The sequence below is a fragment of the Synechococcus sp. MIT2312 genome, from assembly GCF_059772315.1.
In genome coordinates this window covers 1,572,446-1,593,693 of record NZ_CM186281.1, presented here as the reverse complement: position 1 = coordinate 1,593,693, position 21,248 = coordinate 1,572,446, and the positions used below count along the sequence as shown (strand labels likewise).

Annotated in this window: 21 protein-coding genes; all 21 read right to left on the bottom strand. The window is 40.2% G+C overall.

Features of this window, described 5'->3' with window-relative positions; all coding sequences use genetic code 11:
* Positions 1-244: 244 nt before the first annotated feature.
* Complete coding sequence (locus AC6EI9_RS09250) at positions 245-2,092, bottom strand: polysaccharide biosynthesis protein (protein WP_498469999.1); 1,848 nt, start codon at positions 2,090-2,092, stop codon at positions 245-247.
* Positions 2,093-2,834: 742 nt separating this feature from the next.
* Positions 2,835-3,926, bottom strand: coding sequence for a DegT/DnrJ/EryC1/StrS family aminotransferase (locus tag AC6EI9_RS09245; protein ID WP_498467505.1), 1,092 nt, complete (start codon positions 3,924-3,926; stop codon positions 2,835-2,837).
* 92 nt (positions 3,927-4,018) lie between these two features.
* Entirely contained in the window at positions 4,019-4,663 is a 645-nt protein-coding gene (locus AC6EI9_RS09240; protein WP_498467504.1) for a NeuD/PglB/VioB family sugar acetyltransferase, read from the bottom strand.
* The gene (locus AC6EI9_RS09235) at positions 4,660-5,280 is read right to left on the bottom strand and encodes a sugar transferase (RefSeq protein WP_498467503.1); all 621 of its coding nucleotides are present in this window, start codon (positions 5,278-5,280) and stop codon (positions 4,660-4,662) included. The genes AC6EI9_RS09240 and AC6EI9_RS09235 overlap by 4 nt, the downstream gene beginning before the upstream one ends.
* Positions 5,277-6,419, bottom strand: a complete 1,143-nt coding sequence (locus AC6EI9_RS09230) for a glycosyltransferase family 4 protein (protein WP_498467502.1) — start codon at positions 6,417-6,419, stop codon at positions 5,277-5,279. Before AC6EI9_RS09230 ends, AC6EI9_RS09235 begins: the two co-directional genes overlap by 4 nt.
* 632 nt (positions 6,420-7,051) lie before the next feature.
* Positions 7,052-8,179 (bottom strand): glycosyltransferase, encoded by a 1,128-nt coding sequence (locus AC6EI9_RS09225; RefSeq protein WP_498467501.1) that lies wholly within the window; start codon positions 8,177-8,179, stop codon positions 7,052-7,054.
* Between the two features lie 49 nt (positions 8,180-8,228).
* On the bottom strand, positions 8,229-9,065 hold the full coding sequence (locus AC6EI9_RS09220; protein WP_498467500.1) for an SDR family oxidoreductase: 837 nt from the start codon (positions 9,063-9,065) through the stop codon (positions 8,229-8,231).
* Between the two features lie 2 nt (positions 9,066-9,067).
* Positions 9,068-9,508, bottom strand: a complete 441-nt coding sequence (locus AC6EI9_RS09215) for a VOC family protein (protein WP_498467499.1) — start codon at positions 9,506-9,508, stop codon at positions 9,068-9,070.
* A gap of 6 nt (positions 9,509-9,514) precedes the next feature.
* Entirely contained in the window at positions 9,515-10,216 is a 702-nt protein-coding gene (locus AC6EI9_RS09210; RefSeq protein ID WP_498467498.1) for a class I SAM-dependent methyltransferase, read from the bottom strand.
* Positions 10,209-11,597 carry an aspartate aminotransferase family protein gene (locus AC6EI9_RS09205; RefSeq protein WP_498467497.1) on the bottom strand — a complete coding sequence of 463 codons (1,389 nt, stop codon included), beginning with the start codon at positions 11,595-11,597 and terminating at the stop codon, positions 10,209-10,211. The genes AC6EI9_RS09210 and AC6EI9_RS09205 overlap by 8 nt, the downstream gene beginning before the upstream one ends.
* A 9-nt stretch (positions 11,598-11,606) precedes the next feature.
* The gene (locus AC6EI9_RS09200; protein ID WP_498467496.1) at positions 11,607-12,131 is read right to left on the bottom strand and encodes a GNAT family N-acetyltransferase; all 525 of its coding nucleotides are present in this window, start codon (positions 12,129-12,131) and stop codon (positions 11,607-11,609) included.
* A complete protein-coding gene (locus AC6EI9_RS09195; protein ID WP_498467495.1) occupies positions 12,128-12,853 on the bottom strand; it encodes an acylneuraminate cytidylyltransferase family protein in 726 nt (241 codons plus the stop codon). The genes AC6EI9_RS09200 and AC6EI9_RS09195 overlap by 4 nt, the downstream gene beginning before the upstream one ends.
* Before the next feature lie 2 nt (positions 12,854-12,855).
* On the bottom strand, positions 12,856-13,710 hold the full coding sequence (locus AC6EI9_RS09190) for an N-acetylneuraminate synthase family protein (protein WP_498467494.1): 855 nt from the start codon (positions 13,708-13,710) through the stop codon (positions 12,856-12,858).
* Positions 13,707-14,249, bottom strand: a complete 543-nt coding sequence (locus AC6EI9_RS09185; RefSeq protein ID WP_498467493.1) for a KdsC family phosphatase — start codon at positions 14,247-14,249, stop codon at positions 13,707-13,709. The genes AC6EI9_RS09190 and AC6EI9_RS09185 overlap by 4 nt, the downstream gene beginning before the upstream one ends.
* The gene (locus AC6EI9_RS09180; RefSeq protein WP_498467492.1) at positions 14,246-14,836 is read right to left on the bottom strand and encodes a D-sedoheptulose-7-phosphate isomerase; all 591 of its coding nucleotides are present in this window, start codon (positions 14,834-14,836) and stop codon (positions 14,246-14,248) included. The genes AC6EI9_RS09185 and AC6EI9_RS09180 overlap by 4 nt, the downstream gene beginning before the upstream one ends.
* A 65-nt stretch (positions 14,837-14,901) precedes the next feature.
* Entirely contained in the window at positions 14,902-16,089 is a 1,188-nt protein-coding gene (locus AC6EI9_RS09175; RefSeq protein ID WP_498467491.1) for an N-acetyl sugar amidotransferase, read from the bottom strand.
* 26 nt (positions 16,090-16,115) lie between these two features.
* A complete protein-coding gene (hisH, locus tag AC6EI9_RS09170; RefSeq protein WP_498467490.1) occupies positions 16,116-16,751 on the bottom strand; it encodes an imidazole glycerol phosphate synthase subunit HisH in 636 nt (211 codons plus the stop codon).
* On the bottom strand, positions 16,748-17,494 hold the full coding sequence (gene hisF, locus AC6EI9_RS09165; RefSeq protein ID WP_498467489.1) for an imidazole glycerol phosphate synthase subunit HisF: 747 nt from the start codon (positions 17,492-17,494) through the stop codon (positions 16,748-16,750). Before hisF ends, hisH begins: the two co-directional genes overlap by 4 nt.
* Positions 17,487-18,164 (bottom strand): acylneuraminate cytidylyltransferase family protein, encoded by a 678-nt coding sequence (locus AC6EI9_RS09160; RefSeq protein ID WP_498467488.1) that lies wholly within the window; start codon positions 18,162-18,164, stop codon positions 17,487-17,489. The genes hisF and AC6EI9_RS09160 overlap by 8 nt, the downstream gene beginning before the upstream one ends.
* Complete coding sequence (gene neuC / locus AC6EI9_RS09155; protein ID WP_498467487.1) at positions 18,164-19,303, bottom strand: UDP-N-acetylglucosamine 2-epimerase; 1,140 nt, start codon at positions 19,301-19,303, stop codon at positions 18,164-18,166. The genes AC6EI9_RS09160 and neuC overlap by 1 nt, the downstream gene beginning before the upstream one ends.
* The gene (locus AC6EI9_RS09150) at positions 19,300-20,349 is read right to left on the bottom strand and encodes an N-acetylneuraminate synthase family protein (protein WP_498467486.1); all 1,050 of its coding nucleotides are present in this window, start codon (positions 20,347-20,349) and stop codon (positions 19,300-19,302) included. The genes neuC and AC6EI9_RS09150 overlap by 4 nt, the downstream gene beginning before the upstream one ends.
* Positions 20,350-21,248 lie beyond the last annotated feature (899 nt).

The window sequence follows — 21,248 nt, the reverse complement described above, 5'->3', positions numbered from 1 at the left end:
CGAGTTGGCTTTTGTGTGGACTGGTGTCTCCTGACCCTGACGACTTTTGTGGTGACCAAACCCGTTACCAGCTCTAATCCGAATGCGCGTTAATCACGAGAGTAATTCTTATATCTTGAACTGCTGTAGATTAATGACCGAGAACATCACCAATTCATTGAGAAATTTTTGTGATGGAAATGGTTTAAAGTCATTGTTCATTATGAACAGCAGGTCTTCAAAAACTCTGTTTTCAGCTGCCAAATCACGAAGCAGAAGCCCTCTGCCACTCTGGCACCAATTCAGACAATATTTCTAGAGCAGATTCAACTTCCTGCTGAGCTATTGCCGACTCCAGTTCTTCTAGCTGTGGCCAAAGCTGTTGTGGTGGGATGGCTCGCTCCTTAGCTCGGTAAATCAGCGGGTGGTCCGTGGGAAGAGATTCGGCTTCGATCAGCAGCTCTTCGTATAGCTTCTCACCAGTTCGTAAACCAGTACAAACAATTTCAATATCACCGCTTTTGTTCGTGATGTCCCGCAAAGAGAGACCACTGAGCCGCACCATCTGCTCGGCCAAAGTTTTGATTCGTATAGGTTCACCCATGTCCAGCAAGAACACATCACCACCTTTGGTCATCACTGTTGATTGCAACACAAGTGATGCTGCCTCTGGAATAGTCATGAAGTAGCGGATGATTTCTGGATGAGTGAGGGTGATCGGACCACCTGCTGCAATCTGACGGCGGAACAGGGGCACCACCGAACCGGAAGAGCCGAGGACATTTCCAAAGCGCACCATTGCAAAGCGGGTACCGCTTGTTTCAGATGCATGAGCCTGCACCACCAATTCCGCTAATCGCTTTGATGCCCCCATCACATTGGTGGGGCGGACTGCCTTGTCGGTGGAGATCAACACCACCTGGCTCACTTCAGTAGCTAAGGCAGCACGACAGACCTGATGGGTTGAACCAACGTTGTTGGCTAGACCTGCCAATGGATTGGTTTCCACTAGGGGAACATGTTTATAAGCAGCAGCATGAAACACGACCTCTACAGCCTGTTCGGCAAACAAGTGCTGTAGCAGTTGTGGATCAGTCGCACTGCCCAACACCGCCTGAAGAGAGTTCACATCTGGAGAGAGCGAACGAAGCTCTTGCTCGATGCCATAAAGAGAGGGTTCACTGTGCTCCAGTAAAATCAGTTTTTTGGGTTTTAAGGCAAAGATTTGGCGACATAGTTCGGAGCCGATCGATCCGCCAGCACCGGTGACGCAGACGACAGCATCACGAATGCCGGGTCCTAGCAACTTGGGATCGGCCGGCACCACATCACGGCCGAGCAGATCTTCAATCGCGATCGGTCTTAGGGCATCTATATTTGCTCGGCCAGAGGTCAGGTCATCTACCGAGGGAACCTGTAGGACGTCGATGTTGCGTCGCTGGAGGTCATCGACGATGCGGCGTCGTTCGCAGCGAGGCAAGGAAGGAATCGCCAGCAGTACCTGGTCAATCGATTCATCAAGAGCAGCCAATGCTTGGGGAGGTTGAATTGATACTCCGTTAATCGTTCGAGTCCAGTACGCGGGGTTGTCATCGAGAAAAGTTACGATTTTGTGGTTACCAGCTAGGCGTAAGGCTGCAGCTAACTGGGCGCCGGCTTCTCCAGCGCCATAAATGGCGACGCGAAATTGTTGCTTGTACTGAGTGCAACGCAAGTTGTGCAAAGCATCGCGCAGAGCAAAGCGCACAGCCCCTGTAAAACCAGTGAGCAGCAACCACAGCAGAATCCAACTGCTACGGGGCGGCATTGGCTGCCGCAGCATCACACCGGTGCCTATTAGCAACATCACTAGGAGACCGTTACGACCGGTGAGGCGGTAAAGCGCGGCACTTCCGACATAGCGTGTGAGGCCTTTGTATTGCCCCGTGATGGCGTAAAGGGGAAGACCGATGAAGAGCACGGCTAACACCAACCAACTTCCAGCGGTGGTGAAGCTGGGATGGAAGGGATGCGCTAACCGCAGCCAGTAACTAAGCCACACCGCCAGCGGCAGCAGTAATGCATCGACGGCGATCAGCAGCTGGCGACGTTGCCTTGGAGGTAGCCGCAACATCCGATTGGTGGCAGCGCCGAGGGGGTTCAAAAATGCTTCTGCCAAAACAGCGTTAAAAATTATGCCTGCATCCCAAAGCGTCTGCACCAAGTGGCGCGCAAATTGCCAAAAGCTGTACTGCTACAGAGCGCGAAGCAATCACTTGATATTAATGGAGTTTAGTGAGAGCTTTGAAACATAGTGACTTTTGGAGGTAGTGGCCGCAGCCTGCGAGCCGGTCAACTGAAATTTACAATCATTCATCAGAGAACCACGGTAGACGATAGTCTTTAGAAGCAATATTTTTGCCATGATCTCCGCGTAACCAGCAATTCACTACATTTAGCAATGCACTTTTATTCTAAAGGCGCATGGCTTTGGGCCTAGAGGGTAGAGAGGTTGGACAGTTATTAATCAGGGGAATGGACTGACGTTAGTGGTGCCGGTTCATGAGGAGATTGCTGCCGGTGATGAGCATCGTGGGAGCGTTAATGACTTCGTTCATTCTCATAAGTCTGGCATCGGCCAAGCAAGCAGGTATGTTTCTTTGATGCTGTAATAAAGTCGCGCACGGCCTTGAATTTGTCTTGCATTACTAATGGCAATTACTCCACACCGCCTTCGAGGAATTCCAACGCCACTGTTGGGTTAAAGCATTAGTTAGCTAGCAGAAATTAGGTTTTGGTCACCAAGCGTTCTCTGCTGAGTATGGCTAGCAATGCTTAGAAAGCTACTCCAGATTCTGGGTCGAAACCAAAACGTATTAACGGCAGGCTTGTTTCACCACAAAATGAACAACTTCGGCGTAGGCCGCCATTTGTTCGGGGGTGATTGTGGGGTGCACCAGGAACATCAGACTTGTCTCGCCAAGCTGCCTGGCGACAGGCAGCCTTATAGCCGGAGTAAGCCCAGCGTCTTGAAAGCACTTTTCTAAATATATTTCACTACAGCTTCCAGAAAGAGCTGGATAACCGAGGGCCGCGATCTCTGAAAGGATGCGATCACGGGACCAGCCATCTGCCAAACATTCGGCCCGCACGAACGCGTAGAACTTGTACCAGGCGTGGGTAATGCTCTTTTGGGGCAGGGGTACACGGACCGCAGAGCAACCGGCCAAGGCATCAGAGAGTAAGGTGGCATTACGGGCGCGGGTGGCGGTCCAGTTGGGCAGGCGCTGGAGCTGAATGCGTCCAATTGAGCTCTGGAGCTCGGTGAGGCGAAAGTTGGAGCCGAAGCGTTCGTGCAGCCAGCGAAAACCAGTCGGATGCTCGCGACCGAAGACCGCTTCGTGGGTTTTGCCGTGGTCCTTGAAGGCCCACATGGCATCCCAGATTTCGGGGCATGAGGTGGTCACCATTCCGCCCTCCCCGGCTGTTGTGAGGATCTTGTCCTGGCAGAAGCTCCAGGCGGACACATCCCCGAAGCTGCCCACTGATTGACCGTGAATGCGGGCGCCGTGGGCCTGTGCACAGTCCTCGATGACAGCGATGCCGTGGGCGCGGGCGAGATCACAGATGGGAAGCATGTCTGCTGGCCAACCACCTAGGTGCACCACGGTAATGGCCTTGGTGCTAGGGGTGATCAGGGGGGCGATGGTGTCTGCGGTGATCGCACCGGAATCAGGATCCACATCGGCAAATACTGGCTTAGCTCCGAGCAACACAGCGCTGGAAGCAGTAGCGATGAAGGTCCTCGGTGTAGTGATCAACTCATCGCCTTGGCCCAAGCCAATAGCCAAATATGCAGCTGAAAGGGCCAAGGATCCATTGGCCATAGCGATTGCATGACTATTGCCGCTCCACTCGGCAAAGTCGTGCTCAAATGACTTCGTTTCCTTACCTGTCCAAGTATTCACCTTGCCTGAGGCAAGCACACGGCTGACTGCCTCGATCTGCTGGGCATCAAATTGTGGCCAAGAACTAAGAGTCACTTTCGCAAGTAGTTAATTCAGTGTGAGTACAACGGCCGTGCAGGAACACCTACGGCAGTCACACCATCCGAAAGATCGCTTACCACCGCAGCTCCAGCACCGACTGTGACATCAGAGCCGATGCACACCTGCTGGATGACGGAAGCACCCAAGCCAATGCAACTGCGATTACCGACTTGCACCCCACCGGCCAAGTGAGCACCAGGGCAGATGTGGACACCATCAGCAAGCTTGGCATCATGATCAACACTGCAAGAAGTGTTCAGAATTGCGCCAATGCCGATTTCCGCCTGGGCTTGAACAGCCGCTTGGGCAAACACCACTGATGCAGAGCCGATCCTCGCTGAGTGCGATATGTAAGCAGTGGGATGAATCAAGGATGGGAGGTCGTAAGAGGCTGTTTGAAGCTTCTCTATGCAAAGCAGGCGAGTGACGGCATCGCCAATAGCCACAACAGCCGCGTCAAACTGATTTTTAGTGTCCGTCTGTAGGGAGAAAGCCAGAGGACCTATAACAGGCCAACCAAGAACAGGTGGACAGGAACCAGAATCAGTAAAGGAGTCATCCAGGAAGCTAACCCTGGTGGCAACGCCACTAGCTATTGCGGTCTCAGCGATAACTTTTGCATGACCACCTGCACCGAGTATGAGTAATGGTTTCATCGGTTCACATGATTGCCTGTAAAGGGTGCCGCTGTGGCTTCACCATTTGCGCTTACACCCTCGCGTCGAATCACCTTCCATATCGTGACCAGAAAAATTCGAAGGTCTAACCAAAAACTCTGGTGGTTGACGTACCACACATCCAAACGGAATTTTTCATCCCATGAGATGGCATTGCGACCATTAATCTGAGCCCAACCGCTAAAGCCAGGCTTGACATCGTGGCGGCGAGCCTGCTCAGAGGAATATAAGGGTAAATATTGCATCAGTAGAGGCCGGGGTCCAATGAAACTCATATCGCCGCGTAGAATGTTCACCAGTTCAGGTAGCTCATCAATTGAGGTTGTGCGTAATAATCTGCCTAAGGGAGTGATCCTCTGGGAATCTGTAAGCAAATTACCACTGGAGTCTCGCGAAGTAGTCATTGTGCGGAACTTGATAAGGTAAAAAGGTCTTTTGCGATACCCTGGCCGCTGCTGACGAAACAAAACAGGTGATTTCATTTCAATATAAATGAGTAAACTTACTAACAGAAGTAACGGCGACAAAAGAATGAGTGCTAAGAGCGCGCAAATACGGTCAACAGTCTCCTTAAAAAATGGATAACAGTTTTTCATAATTTAAGTGCTTCAATCATAGTAGTGTTTACCTTACGAACGTCATATCTTTCTCGAACTAGTGCCAGGCTGGCTTGAGCCATCCGTTCAGTTTCATTCTCAGCTTGTTCAATCAATAAAAACATAGCTTCAGCAAGAGCCTCTATGTCACGTGGTGGTATCAAATAACCATTTAAGCCATGAATGACTGTTTCTCGACAACCTGGGGCATCAGTTGTAATTATTGGCCTGGCTGTTGCCATAGCTTCTAATACAGAACGTGGCGTACCTTCTCTATAAAACGATGGAAGAACATAATATCTACATTTTTTAAGAGCTTTGTCAACCTGTTCGAGTTCACCAAGATACTCAATCTGCTTATTAGCAATCCAAGAATCTAATTCTTTCTCGCTAATTCCAGATGGATTTGGATCTCTTGGACCTGCAAGCTGAAATAGAGCCTTAGGATAACGATCTTTGACAATTTCTGCTGCTTGAACGTATTCACGCACACCTTTATCAACTATCAATCTAGCCACCATCAGAAAAACGTGATCTTTTGGAATAGGACAGGGAGGGAACTGATTAAGATCGACCCCTGATCCCCATAACCGCATTGATTTAGCTAATTTTGGTATGAGCCCTGATTTCTGAAAAAGAATTTGATCGTCAGGATTCTGAAAGAAAACAAGCTCTGTTCCCTTCAACCCCTCACGATAAAGAAACTTTAAAATCCGTAGCAATAAAGATCTTTTCCAATGGTTCTTTTCATCTATTTCAACAAACGCATAGCCAAGTCCGGTAATTAAAGCAGCGTTACGAATAAATAAACGATGGAAGGTAAGAAATCGGAATAATCGAATGGCTAAGCCTACATAAATAACGGGCTTGGATGTATAAGAAATGATATAATCAGGCCTGATTATCGTCAAAAGGTAAATTACACGAATTAGAGACCATAAGTCAGAAAAAGGGTTAAGACCAGCCCTTGAAAATGGAACGGTACGATAATGAACACCAATATAATTTAAACGCTTTATAATAGCATCTATGCGTAGACATTTTGGCGCTATAGCAAAAACACAATGATCACGTAAAACCAATGATTTTAGCAATTCACCACGAAAATTAATTAGAGAAGGCGCATAGCCTCCTACCACAAAGACCTTCACCTAACTAAGACCTACATACTCAATCAATCTTAGTGCTTTGAGCAATAAAATGTCAAAGTTAACAAGACTATTTTCTTAGTTCAGGCAGACCGCTTCAAAGGGTACGATTGATGCAAATATCAAAAATATGGCGTAGCTAGCGAATCCCAGAAGGTAATAAAGCATTTATCAACCTTACCAGTTCAAAAGCCCAAGACTAACGAGACTTGCCGAAGAATCGCATCAAAATAAATAGGATTCAATGTGAATTTGAAGCTTAATCATGATTTCTCACGACTCAATTGGTTGTATTGAAAAAAGGCTTTATATAAGCCTAAAAAGACCTAGCGATAGGCAAAGAGCAGATGATTAATGTTGCGCTTGTGTCTTTTAGGAAAGACGTCACTTGTTTGTTTCCGTTTTGAATAGTCTCAAAGGCACCTTCTATGAGTCGCATGGCCGAATTGTCGTCGGATTCATTAAAATATATTTAATGTAAGCACAAATTGATGTACTAAATATTTAGCGGATTCGTAAGATTATATTAAAATATTAGCCGGAAATAATCAAGCCTCTAAGTACTCGAAAGAAAAATATTTGATTAGCTAATTAAACCAATTAATTGTACACCATAAGCTATATCACACAAGATTCGACCAAAGTCTAGAATAAGAAGAAACCATTGTAGATAATGAAAACAAAGAACTAACACGATCTATGCAGTCAGAAGATTTTTCTAAATAATAATGTGAATTGTGAATAGCAAGCGCGGAGTTGATAGCTTTAGCGAGGGAAGAGGGAGAAGAAGGTGGACATAGCCAGCCTGTGTCAGACACGATTGTTCTTGAATCACCTACATCAGTTACTATGCAAGGAGTGCCGCATGCCATTGCTTCGGAAACTACGTTTGGAAATCCCTCAGTAAAACTAGATGAAACTAAAAAGTCTATTGCATTCATAATGAGTGGAATATCGTCAAAAGAATCTATAAGGGTGATATTATCAAGTAATTCATATGAATGCAAAAGTTTCATGAATTTGGTATTGGCAGTTGAAATGCCTGAACCTACTAACAAAAGATGGAAAGGTATTGGAGATTTACGACAAATATTAATCGAAGAAAATAAGTTAGGATGGTCCTTTGAGGGATGAAAACGCCCTACGTGCCCAATTAAAGGCAAAGACGAACTTATATTATATCTCTTTCGAAAGGAATAGTAAAGCGAGCTATCCGGATAAAAGCGGGAAATATCTACACCGTTAGGTATGTAATACATATTATGTTTAGAGTATCCTAGGTTAACATGAAAATCAATTCCAGATAACGAACAGGCGACAACTTTTGCGGGAATAACATAAGAGAATGCTGCTAAGATACGTACTAATAAATACGTGAGCTTAGATACGTCCGAAGCACTTATAGATGAACGCCTTAGATTCCAAACTACAGGTCGAGAAATTGATGAAAGCTTAGAAGCGAGGCCACCAAAAAATGCGGCATGATACATCCAAGTTTGGACAATATCAGGTCTTTGTCTAGTTAAAAAGCGTACAAGAAAAGCAAATTTAAAGAAAAAATTTAAGAGTGTTATGTTTAAGCAGTAAACAGGAAAGCCAGAAGATCGGAGAGGTGAAGCATATTTTCCTTCGCCAGTTAAAGAGATTACAATATGATCAAATTCAGGTGTATCAACACATAGTCTGTAAAGGACAGATTCGGCGCCACCATCATTTAGCCCAATGATTATGTGGATGACTTTTGTTTTCAAATCAAACAATCACAAAAAGAGATAAAAATTCGAATTCAACGGCAAAAAACTACCATATAGATCTACCTCCATCTACAATAAGGTTGTGGCCATTCATATAGGAAGATGCATCACTACATAAAAACTGAATAGCAGAACGGTATTCATCAACATCTGCCATTCGCCCCATAGGAATAAGATTTGACAGATTTGAGACAAATTGTTCGGATTGAGTGGTAAAAACACCTCCAGGTGAAAGAGCATTGCAACGTACGCCATTGTTAGCCCAGTAAGTAGCAATGTATTTTGTTAAGCCAATAAGTCCATGTTTAATAACGGAATAAGTAACCGGTTTGACAGATTGTTGCTCAATAAGTAAATCAGGTGAAGAGTATATACGCTGATCTGGAGCAATAACAGACAAGTCAGAAGCAATATTAAGTATCACCCCTCTCTTATTAGATTGAGCCATGGCTAAACCAAATATTTGCGAGCACAAATAAGCACCTGTAAGTCCAATAGAAATCTGAAAATTCCAATCTTCTAGTGGAAAATATTCTAACCTAGAAGAAGAAATTAATTGACTTGATTGCGTTACCTTTGGGTCAATTGCTGCATTATTTATTAATATTTCAGGCAAAAATGAGTCTGATTTTAGTAAATTAAATACCCTTGAAATTGATTCTTTGGAAGATACGTCCATGACGTAAGAGCGTATGTCAGAATCAGGAAATAATCCATGAAGAAAAGAATATTGTTCTGATAACTTAACTTCAGAAATGTCAGTCAAAATCAAATCGGAACCAACTTCAAGCAATGCTTGAGCATGTTGGTAACCAAGCAACCCACAAGATCCGGTAATTAATGAACGTCTGGAAGAAAGTTGATAACGGTTAGGGAATTCCACGTTTATGAAATCATTTCAACAAATTCAACTCTAACATTATCAGGGTCCAAACAAAAGAAAACTTTGGCAAAACCTTCGGAGGACAAAATGGGCTCACTTAATGGTGTAATACCATGACTAAGAAGATGATTATAGGCCTTAATCGCTGATTCTACATGTATAGCAATATGTAAAATGCCGACATTCAAAATTCCAAGTTCATGCCTAGATGTAGGATGAGTTGGATATTGTAAAAGTTCGAGAGTATATCCGTCATTTGCTCTTAACTTGATAAAATCTACACTTCCATTAGTGATTTGAGTGATTGTATTTATATATTCACTATTATCTGAAAACTTTTGAATTACTTGGAGCCCTAATATTGACTCATAAAAGAAAAGCGATTTAGCCATATCAGAAACAATAATTCCGGTATGACGGAAGCCTAAGACATTAAGAGCCATAATTGTTTAAAAAGGTTTTGTGGCAAATGATAAAAGCATTATTTCTTTTGAAAATCTAACCCATTTGTATTTTTTGGATAAAGATATAGGGGCAAGCATACGAGTTATCTCGGACAAAGGATAGAACAGTAATGAGTATTTTCCCCATAGAATAGGTAATTGTCTGAAAAAATTAACTGAAACATTGCTAAAGCCATGGATGCGGTGAATATCGTTAAGAGATTGCATCATAAAGGGCGTTCTATGTGTATAATCTTCAAAATAGTTGCGGAAACAATACTCCCATGATGGTACCAACGTAATAACAACTCCTCCAGGCTTAAGAATTCGATTTATTTCGGAAAAAAGTTTGTCGGGGGAATAGAAATGTTCTATTACACTCTTTGAAAATACTATATCAAAAGAATTGGGAGGAAATGGAAGCGGATCCGACTCTAAATCGGAACATACAAATGGAATATTTGGGAATGTGGAAGTTATGAGGTCAGAAGCATCTACACCAGTACAATAAAATCCGCGAAGCGAAAATTCATTAACAAAGTCACCTCTCCCGCAACCGACGTCTAGCAAAGATGATGATGGAGAGAGGTTAAATCTATTTATTAAGTGCTTAATAAGCTTGGATGGGTAATAAGTTATTGGTCGTTCAGAAAAACCATAAATTGTTTCTGTATATCGAGATGAAATATTGTTAATTTTATTAGGCATTGGAAATTTGTGAAATTGCTGATTGAATTGAGTCTTCAAATACGTCTAAAGCTTCGTACAGAGCTTCAAATGGAATGGTTAAAGGTGGACCAATTTTAATCGACTCCCTACCTGTATGAGTGACTAACAATCCTTTCTGCATACAAATCTGAGCAACACGACTTGCGAAGGATGGAAATGGAAGGTCTGTTAGTGGTTCTTTAAATAATACAGCAAAAATCATCCCTCTACCTAACACATAAGAAATATATTCTGGAAACTTATCTTGAATGTCTTTAAGTCTTTTCTTGAAGTGAATTCCTTTATTTAAAGACGTGCTTACAAGATCCTTGGTTTCGATTTCATCTAGTACTGCAAGTGCAGCTGAACATGAAAGTGGGTTTGCCGAATGCGTGCTGCTCATATTTCCAACCGAAGGTAAATCCATTAGTTCAGAACGACCAATTACGCCTGAAATAGGGACCCCTCCACCCATAGCCTTGCCACAAGCAACAAGATCAGGGAGAACTTCGTAATGCTCAAAACCAAAATTTTTGCCCGTTCGACCGAAGCCTGCTTGCATTTCATCAAAGGCAAGGAGAATATTATGGTCTTTACAAAATTCTTTAAAGGTCTTTACAAAAGATTTGGGATAAAAGACTGCTCCCCAGCCTTGGAATGTCTCTAGCATAACACCACATAAATCTGTGGATGGATCTAAGGAGTGGGATGTTATTAGTTTAGAAATATGTGTTTGAAAAAAGCTAGAGCCTTCCTCCTCACTAACCAACCATGGATATGGAAACGGTATATAGTAAATATCTGGATCTTGAAAACCTATCCATTCTTTTTGATTTATATTGCTACTCATCATTTGAGCACCCATAGTCCGCCCATGCCAATTCCCCTCAATACATATTATGCCCAATTTACGTTTCTTTGATTTCTGTCCATACATACGCATAAGTTTCAGGACTGCTTCAGTTGACTCCGTACCAGCTGAAAGTAAAAATGCCTTATCTAAACCATTTCCAGCAAACTTGACAAGCCGCTCAAGATATTCCGATCTGACTTGATTAGCATATACATAACAACTATATAAATTAAAATCTAGACATTTCTGCATTGATGAAGTTACCGCAGGGTTAGAATGCCCCACATTGGCAATAAAAATACTTGAAGTAAAGTCAATATATTTGTTGCCTGCTATATCGAATATGTTGAAATCAATGGCTCTATCCCAAACTATTGGAAGCTGGCCATGCATAGATCTTGATTCATTTTTATATAAACTTTCGAGCACTTGAATAGTTCCAGGTGCTGGTATCTGAGTATGGATCTTTCTATGCTTAGAAGAAACCGTTGGGACATCTTGAGGCTCTACAAAAAAATCGAAGGACATGTGTGTTAGTTAATGGGGAGGAAATGGTCGATCAATTCGAAAGAGTTTGACAGTGGTTGAATACTGGGTAGTATAACCATCAAATATGAAGGAGTGCTTTGTCAAAAGCTTTTCAGATGCAATATTATCAGGAAATACGGTTGCTACAACTGAGGTTATATGTGGCAAATTTTTGAGAAATTGAAACCACGAACGCACAATTTCAGAACCCAGACCTTTTCTCCAGTATGATGAATTTAATCGGAATCCTATATCAAGGGAATCAGAGACATTATCAATACAATATAATCCAGCATCTCCTATATACTCACCTGTTTCCTTGTGAATAACAAGCCATTTACTGAAGCCGTGAAAGTCATTGTGTCTGACATATCTGTTAATTCGTTTTTTCAAACTTTCATTATCGTCTACACCGCCAAATGTTTTATTCATCACATTTGGATCAAAAAACCATAGCATTTCTGATAAATTGTCAGTCAATGCGAAAGGTCTCATTGATAAGCGGGAAGATTCTAATGAAACTGGAAGGTTCATTTGAAAATATTAAGGTATTCTGGACGCGATGCTACCAGAAAATCAAGGAACTGAAAGTCTGATTCATTATCAATTTCATGAACATAATTAGTTATAAAGGGTAAAACATTATTGCCATGAAGCGTGCCGGTGCTTATAAGATGCTTTACTGAAATAATATCAATGCAACCATTGGCAACATAGGTTTCGGGAAATGATTGTCTTGCATCATTGCTCTTATCCAAGTCAAAATCATTGTCAAATATTGTTGTAAGCATACCTGAATCAGATAATTCAAAACATTTATAAGCACTTTCCGACATCTTGTGAACTGAACGTGATGATGTATATGAATTAGTGTTAGCAAAAGCATGAATTGCTCGGTCTAAATCAGAAGGAAATCTTAGTGGTGACGTAGGTCTGACATGAGCAATAAAATCTGGAAATATATTGTTTTCGTGGAACCATGAGATAGCGTGTGATATAAACTCGTAGTCTTTAGAAGAATCACCTGAAATAGATGACGGCCTAAGAAAAGGAACTTTAGCTCCAGCTGCAAGGGCTATTTCTGCATAGTGTTGAGAATCAGTTGAAACGTATACATCTGAGATCAGATCACTTTTTCTAGAAACAGTAATTGCCCAATTTAAAAGTGAAAATCCCCCAACTTCTCTGATATTTTTATCTGGAACTGACTTCGAGCCAGACCTTGCTGGTACGATCGCAACAACAAGAGGATTCATCTTTAACTGTTGATATCCCAAGACAAGTGTCCACGGAGTTTTTGTGCTATCGGAATTTCAGCTTCTGTTATAGATTTTGAACCATCACCCATAGCTGCATTAATCTTGCGTACGCCACCTACTAATTGACGAAGTCCAGATGGCTCTAAGGAGGCTGATTGATCAGAACCATACATCGCTCTACTCAGGGTGATATGCCGTTCAAGAGATGTTATGCCCAAAGCTGATGCTGCATAGGATATTGCTAATCCGACCTCATGTCCACTGTAACCAACATTACATTGATATCGTTCACGCAGTGTCGCTATTGCATTTAAATTCGCATCTTCATCATTCATTGGATAGGTAGACACAGCATGCATCAATTCAAAGGGACAATCGTATTCTTTGAATATATCAACGGCACGGTCAATATCCTCAAAAGTAGACATCCCAGTGGAGATGAACGTATGTTTTTGTTCACTGGCTATTTCTCGTAATAGTTCAATATTCACAATCATAGGAGATGCTACTTTGTTATATTTTGAGTTGAATTGACGCAAGAATAGTTGACTCTTTACATCCCAGGCTGATGCGAACCATATGATGCCCTTTGATTCACAATAATGATCAATTTCTAGATAGTCATTTTTATTAAATTCAAGTCCAGCTTTTTGGTCACGTTGGGTTTTTCCCCAAGGACTTTCTCGATGACTTGATAGAAACTCTGAGGTATAGACGCTATCAATATCGCGCTTTTGAAATTTAACGGCATTACATCCTGCATCACAGGCTAGATCAATTAGATCTTTGCATACATCAAGACGTCCATTGTGGTTAATGCCAATTTCGGCTATTATGAAGATTTCAGTAGTCATTTTGAATCAAATTCCAAGAGTTGAAAAAGTTCTGTAGATGACAAATTTTCGATATTACAAAGAAGTTCAATGAATCCTCGTACAAATCCATACCCTCCATTGAACTTTAACACACAACTGGCCTTCGAGAGAACTAAGGGATGTGCATCATACGGTGCGACAAAAAAGCAATTTAATTTAGTGATAGGAAGATCATTTAAATCATTGCCTAAATAAACAACACCAGAAGGATCAAGATTCTTATTTTTTAAATAATTTTGCAAGAAAGAGAGCTTATTTCCAACATTTTGGTGTGACTTGAGTTTGAGCTTTTTAGCACGTGCGCTTACTACATCATTCGATTCGGTTGACAAAATGAATATTTCAGGATCCCATGCATTCTTAAGCATGAATTTGCGTAGTATATCAAGCGCTAAGCCATCAGACCTGTCACACATAACAGACTCTCGACCAAACTGATCAACATAAACTTTATTATCAGTAAATACTCCATCAAAATCGAAGATGATTGTATGTATAATTGACCAGTTTAAGTTCATATAGTAGGAATTTCAGAGAAATCTTGGTCTATTATACCGCATAGCATATGCCCGATCATAATATGCATTTCTTGAATACTGGCAGTATTGGATGATGGAATTATCAATGGTAGGTCAACTACTTTGCCAACTAAACCACCGTCATAGCCGAGTAATCCAATAGTTGAAATATTTTTTTTCTTCATTAACAATGAAGCTTCAAGTATATTTTGGCTATTTCCAGATGTACTGATAAATATAACTACATCATTTTGCTCAGCCAATGCATCTAGTTGACGTGAAAAAATAGACTCAAAAGAAAAATCGTTCGAAATGCACGTTAACACGGAAGTATCTGTGTTTAATGATAATGACTTTAGGGGCTTACGATTATACTTATATCTACCTATCAATTCGGCTGCAAGGTGCTGACCATCTGAGGCACTTCCTCCATTGCCACACCAAAATATAGTTCCGTTATCTGTAATTGATGAATGAATTAATTCATATGCTTTAATGATTTGCCCACTTAAAGCGTAGTCAATACTTGACAGTGCTTCTTTATGTGAGTTTAAATGTTCCTTGATAAAATCGGAAGGATGTTTCATTTACTGCTCTTTAGATGACTATTCAAGGAAGTATGGAATCAATTTTTGATTTAATAATAAGTGGTTTAGTCATATACAGTGTGTTTTAGTCTCCAGTCATTTTTTGCATCTTTAGTCCATATATGCGGTGATCTGAATGAGTCTACTATTCTCCAGAATTCTTCCTCATCAATCTGAATATACTCAAGAAAGTCTTTGAAGTGCTTATCTGGAAATTCATTATCATATTTTCTTACAAGATGAGATGCCTCCTCTCTAGTAATTTTGCCGTTCCTGACTTCTTGCGAAGCATCATACGTAGCACGACCAATTCCAAATTTTATCAGCGTTGTGAAATAATGAAAACTATCTATTTTATCGTCAATACTTGAATATTTTGAATAACTACCTTGTGTTCGTGATGTGTTAGCTTTAAAGCCAGTATTCTCCGTTGCATAGTAATAGCATTCTTGGGGATCCCACGGCAAATAATACCCAAGGTAGTGAACTTTTACATTTGCTTCGTCTAGGCTCTCTGCAGAAGGTGGTATGTATGGCTGAAAGTCATTTAAACTAAAATGCGTAGAATCAATTATTTCACCAATAGACGCACCGCCTAAAACAATAGATAGTGAATTTATATTAGTAAAGAATTTTGGATCCATTGTTGGAACATAATTTTCATTAATGTTGTTTCCATACTCGGCTTGATTTTCGCCATACATAACTAGTTTTATGCCATGCTTCTGTGCGATTGAAGGCCCAATAATTCTTTGACCAATAATAAAAGGCTGAAAAGGATGGAGTAAATTTTGAAATGCTAACTTGGTGAGATGGCGGTGAAGTTTACCATTAGGAGTGAAAAGTATATTATCGTGGCCTCCAACATGTGTCCAGTTTGTAAAATTTTGCCAACCAATTGGAGTATATAAATGTGGAGCCCATGTCACGGTAAGAGGATTCATCCCATATTTATATTTCAGGACGTGAGATGTAAAAGCACTATCTTTACCGCCACTACCTGGGACAACTACGTCGTACGAACCGTCAGTGCTTCGATATTCATCCAGTAATTCTAAGAGTTTTGTTTCTCTATCAGCCCATGAAATCTCGGAAGACTTCATCTCATGGTACTTGCAAGCATCACATATTCCATCTTCATCAAATCCAATCGTTGCTTTTTTTTCTTTTTTTGAATGTTTGAATTCGACTGTTGACTGTGGCCTTTGATTTGATATTACACATTTCTTGCAGAAGTTTACAGTTTCAGGCAATCCGAAATAGGCGTTGTCCGATATACTCATAGTTTGTGAAATTTTGAGAAATTTAAAATCAGCCTGAGCCCTTGAGGACCGCTTTTTTCGGGATGAAATTGAGTACCTATTATACCACCACACCCAATTACAGATGTAAATGAGTTGTTTTCATAAGAAGATATGCCAACAGTATGGCACGCATTAGGTTCGATGCAATATGAGTGAATAAAGTAAAACTTTGCTTCATTTTCAATACCTTCAAATAACCAGTCATATTCAGCGTTGACTCGTTTCACTTTCGTCCATCCAACATGAGGTAATCGCAGATTTTTTTTCCCTGATGAAATAATATTTGCAGTACCATCTAAAAGATTGAGACCTGGTGTTAGCTCAAATTCTGTGCCTTTATTTGATAGCATTTGCATCCCTAAGCAAATACCAAGTATTGGTTTTTTGGATGCTGCATACTTCTTGATGAATTTATCTAGTCCTTGTGACTGCAATAATTTTATACCGTGAGAAAAAGCTCCAACACCGGGCAAAATCAAATGTGATGTTGTCTCTAACACTTTTTCGTCATTTGATAAAATATATTTAATACCTAGCGAAGCTAAAGCATTGGAAATACTGCGAATGTTGCCAATACCATAGTCAACAATACCGATACAAGTTGAATTCATGGCCGTGCAAGATTAATTTCTGAAACAATAGACTTGATACTATTAATCGTATCTTTTTTATAATGCAAGCAGCTTGCTATTGCGATGGCTGATACTTCAACTTTTTCAAGTAGTGATTTTAGGTGGTTTGCCTCACCATACCCACCTGATATTGTTATGGGGCAACTTACAGCATTATTTATTTCTGAGGCTAATTTAATATCAAATCCAGATTGTGTACCTTCCTTGTCGATAGAAGTAACAATTATTTCACCACAGCCCGATTCTGCTAGTTTTTTTGCCCAATCGATAACATCAATTCCAGTATCTTCTCGGCCATTATCAAAATATGCTAACCAACCGCAATCGGTTTCTTTGGCCTCAATAGAACCTACGATGCACTGAGATCCGAAAGTCTCTGATGCTCTTTCGATTATCGTCAAATCATGTACAGCGGCAGTATTAATAGCCACTTTATCAGCTCCGCTATGTAGTGCTTTTGAGATGTCGTTGAGTGTTCTGATTCCACCACCCAAGCATATCGGTATAAATACATCACGCGATGCTTTTTCGATAATATCAAATAAATTATTTCTATCATAAAGGCTTGCTACGGCATCCATAAAAAGCAACTCATCTGCTCCAGCTTCATAATATGAGCTTGCGAGCTCTGCTGGTGAACCAACTTTTCGAAGTCCTTCTAGATGGACACCCTTAATAACAAATTCATTTTTAATATCTAAACGTGCAATTGTTCTAGTCATTATCTGAAATAATTAATGATTGAGATGCTAATATGAAATCATTATAACAGTCAATGTCAATGGAACGTGAACAGGGCATTGTAATTGTACCTATATTAGATGATGGGAATCCATTGTTTCTTAAAAAGGTTTCGCTATTAAATATATAAACCGCACCATTTGGTTTGTAAACTTCAGGCAGTTGTTGTGTGTTGGAAAAACAATACTCAGGAGATGCTATAGGTATAAATTTTTCTTGTTTTAGTATGCCATATTTCAGACATGAATTGTCGACAGTTGAGACTGAGATGACTAATTCGTATGATCTTTTTTTATATAAATTTATTGCTGCATAGATATCCGAGTCTTGTCGTAATGGCGAAGTTGGTTGCAGTAATGCCAAATCCTGTTCTGAAAGTTTTAGTGTTGTTAGCATTTCCATGATCACTTCCGATGAAGTTATAGTGTCTCCCCCAAGGCTTGTAGGTCGTTCGTATAGATATACATTTTTAGGAAGGTTTAATTCAGTGGAGGGAATATCCGTATTTAATATTACATTGCCACATGTTCGTATGCCTTGGTTTACTGCATGTAAGTACAAAGGAAAATTATTAATACATAATTTGTTCTTTCCTGGTAAACGCTTAGATCCATTTCGTGCAAGAACAATTGCAGTATAATCGGTAGGCATTAGGTTAATGTATCGACAAAGTATTTTTGGAATGATTGCCGCCAAAAACTTTCATCTTGAATTATACTAAGAAATAAATCTGAAGACTGACCAATGCCAAAAGCCGAATTACGTGGGAATTTAACGTTCCAATACTCGTCAATAAATTTTGTTATTGATGAATCATCGAAGGCTGTAGCTTGTACCACTGATTCAGATACTGCTCTATTGGTTTGACGTGTGCCAATATTAAGAGATGGAATTCCTAGAAATGGCGCTTCCCTAACTCCAACACTTGAATTTCCAATAATACATGATGAATTACGCAAAAGTTCAGAAAAATACAGAAACCTCATTGACGGTAATACTCTAAATTGAGACTTAGGGAGCCTACTTATTATTTCGATCAATCCTTCAGTTCCAGGATCATTATTAGGTAGTATGACAACAAATGGCTTCTCTGATCGCTCTAGTGCTGAATAAAGTGAATTAGCTTGATCCCTCAAAGTTTCTATTTCTGATGTGACTGGGTGGAAGATACATATACCAAATTTATCAAATGATATGTCATATCTGGTTTTCACCTCAGATAGAGGTAAGCCAGTTGGTAAGCCATGTATATCAAGTTCTGGAGATCCTATGTTATAAATTCGGTCTGGATGTTCACCTAGTCTACAAACACGATTTTTTGCTAAGTCTGAACTTACTAAGTGTGTCCAAGCTAACTTGGTATTACAATGACGAAATATCTCATCTATTGTTCCAGAAACTTCACCGCCCTCAACATGCGCACATTTAATATAGTTTGTTGCGCATACTAGTGAAATAGCCAATGACTCGATACGGTCACCATGTACTACGACCATATCTGGTGTTTCTTGTTGTATATAATCAGAAAAACCTAAAATAGTTTTAGCCAAGATTATGTCTAATGGATCCCCTGGTCTTTGATTAATAAATTCCGTTACCAGAAATTCTTTTCTTGCATGAACCTCACATTTGGTAAGCCCATATTGGTCAAACATGTGCATTCCGGTTACAAAAAATGTTACCGTGAATCCATTTTTGTGAGCAGTTAGAGCTAAGGGTTCAAGTTTTCCATAATCCGCTCGAGTACCCGTAATGAATAGTAGTTTTTTTGGTGAAATAGTATCGGTCATAAATGAAAATCGGACCAATTAAGCTGCTTGTTTCTTTTAATTTCTTTATTAGTTCGTCTACCTACTATATCATAAAAAGATGACACTGATATTTCCCCTGAACCAGGCCGACGTGCCCATATATCATTTTCAGTTATTATATGGTTAGACGGAATATCTCTATCAGCGACAATAGAGGATCGAGCAAATAGGTAAACACTTTCCTCTGGGTTTGTTCGTCGCTTTGGATTGTGAAGTGCAGTATGAATTTCCCTTGAGCGGTTAATTAAGAATGTTAATTCAGCCGGATCCATTGAACAAATAATATCTGGACCCTTCCTGTAACGTGTATCTGTAAAGTGTCTTTCAATAATTGACGCTCCTAACGCAACAGATGCGAGTGCAATTGATGGACCGATACTATGATCAGAAAAACCAACCACAGCATTTGGAAAGTGTTTTTTTAGTTCTGTAATTCCCGAAAGGCTAACAATTTCGGGCGGTGAAGGATATAAATTTGTACATTCAAGAAGTGCATAGGGAATTGAGTTTTCTTCAAGTACTTTAACAGACGGTTTTATATTTTTTATATTTTGCATTCCTGTGCTCATTATAATTGGTTTCCCATATGAACAGATATGTTTTATTAGCGGTAGATGGTTGCATTCTCCTGACCCAATTTTAAATGCAGGAACTTTTATTTCAGCAAGAAAATCTGCAGCTAATCGTGAGAATGGTGTCGATATATAAATCATCCCAAGATCTTCAGTGTATTGCTTGAGAGCAATTTCTTCGTCTTGTGACAATGATGACGATTCCATTACTTCCCATATCGAACAATCAGCGTTTGGAGGGAATATCTCTTTCGCATCAGGTGTCATTTCATCATGGACAAAGTGTGTCTGATGCTTGATCATCTCACAGCCTGCACTGAAGGCTCTTAGAACCATACTCTTTGCTGTTGTCAAGCACCCTCCATGGTTTATACCTATTTCAGCTATCACTAACGGTGGCTCCAAATCACCTATTTCCCTCGATGAGATTGTAATATTATTGGTTGAAGGCACTGGGTTGCTATTTGTTTATTCCATATCATACAAGACTATTGAGTTATAAACATACTTGATATCCGTTTTGTCCTTCCAAGCTTAATCAGTGCACTTTTGAAGTCCTAAAAAATCTTTGTAGACGTTTATGTTTGTTTATCATTCTGTCATGCCTCCTGTCGTACAGAAAGCTTATTTGCTTCTTAAGTCTATACTTCATTCTCTAATTGACCTGATTCGTGTCATTAATATCCCTTCTCATAGTATCTATAATTCATTGAAATGTTTACCTGTGTCTGCTACGAAATGATCTTGATTAGGGTTATTTCATTTCTTTATGAAAGAACAACCCTTAATCATGCTCTTTCGTATACACTACATTATAATGTGCAAGGAGAAATTTCATGAATTAGGTTACAAGTGCTTCTATAAAGCTAAGTTTATGCAACAGTTTTAAGTTGGAGCAAATTCTTAAATATTTTTTGCGAATCATACCAAATTTTTTATGTTCTAGGTCATGTGAAAGCATATACGGTATTGTAATATCTTGTTCCCAGAGACAGTCTTATTACAACATGAATCGGTTTTACTTATAATCGTATCAAACCTTTTTTAAGAAATTACTTTAGCTGTATTAGTGGACTTCATTCATTAGAAGCACTCAGTATCAGCAAACCGCTTGGTTTAAGTAAGTAATCTGCTGTTGATGCAAAATTTTCCCATGCTCTATATGATGATATGCCTATTCTATCCATATTATATCAAATGACTCTTTATACTTTGAAAGACTAGGATCAAAAAATCCAGATTCTTCGAACTCACTCTTTAGATTAGTATCGTGATATGAGCTGATAAATTTCAGTCTTGCATTTGTAACCTTTAATCTTTCTTGTTTAATATCTAATCCTATTACATCACCA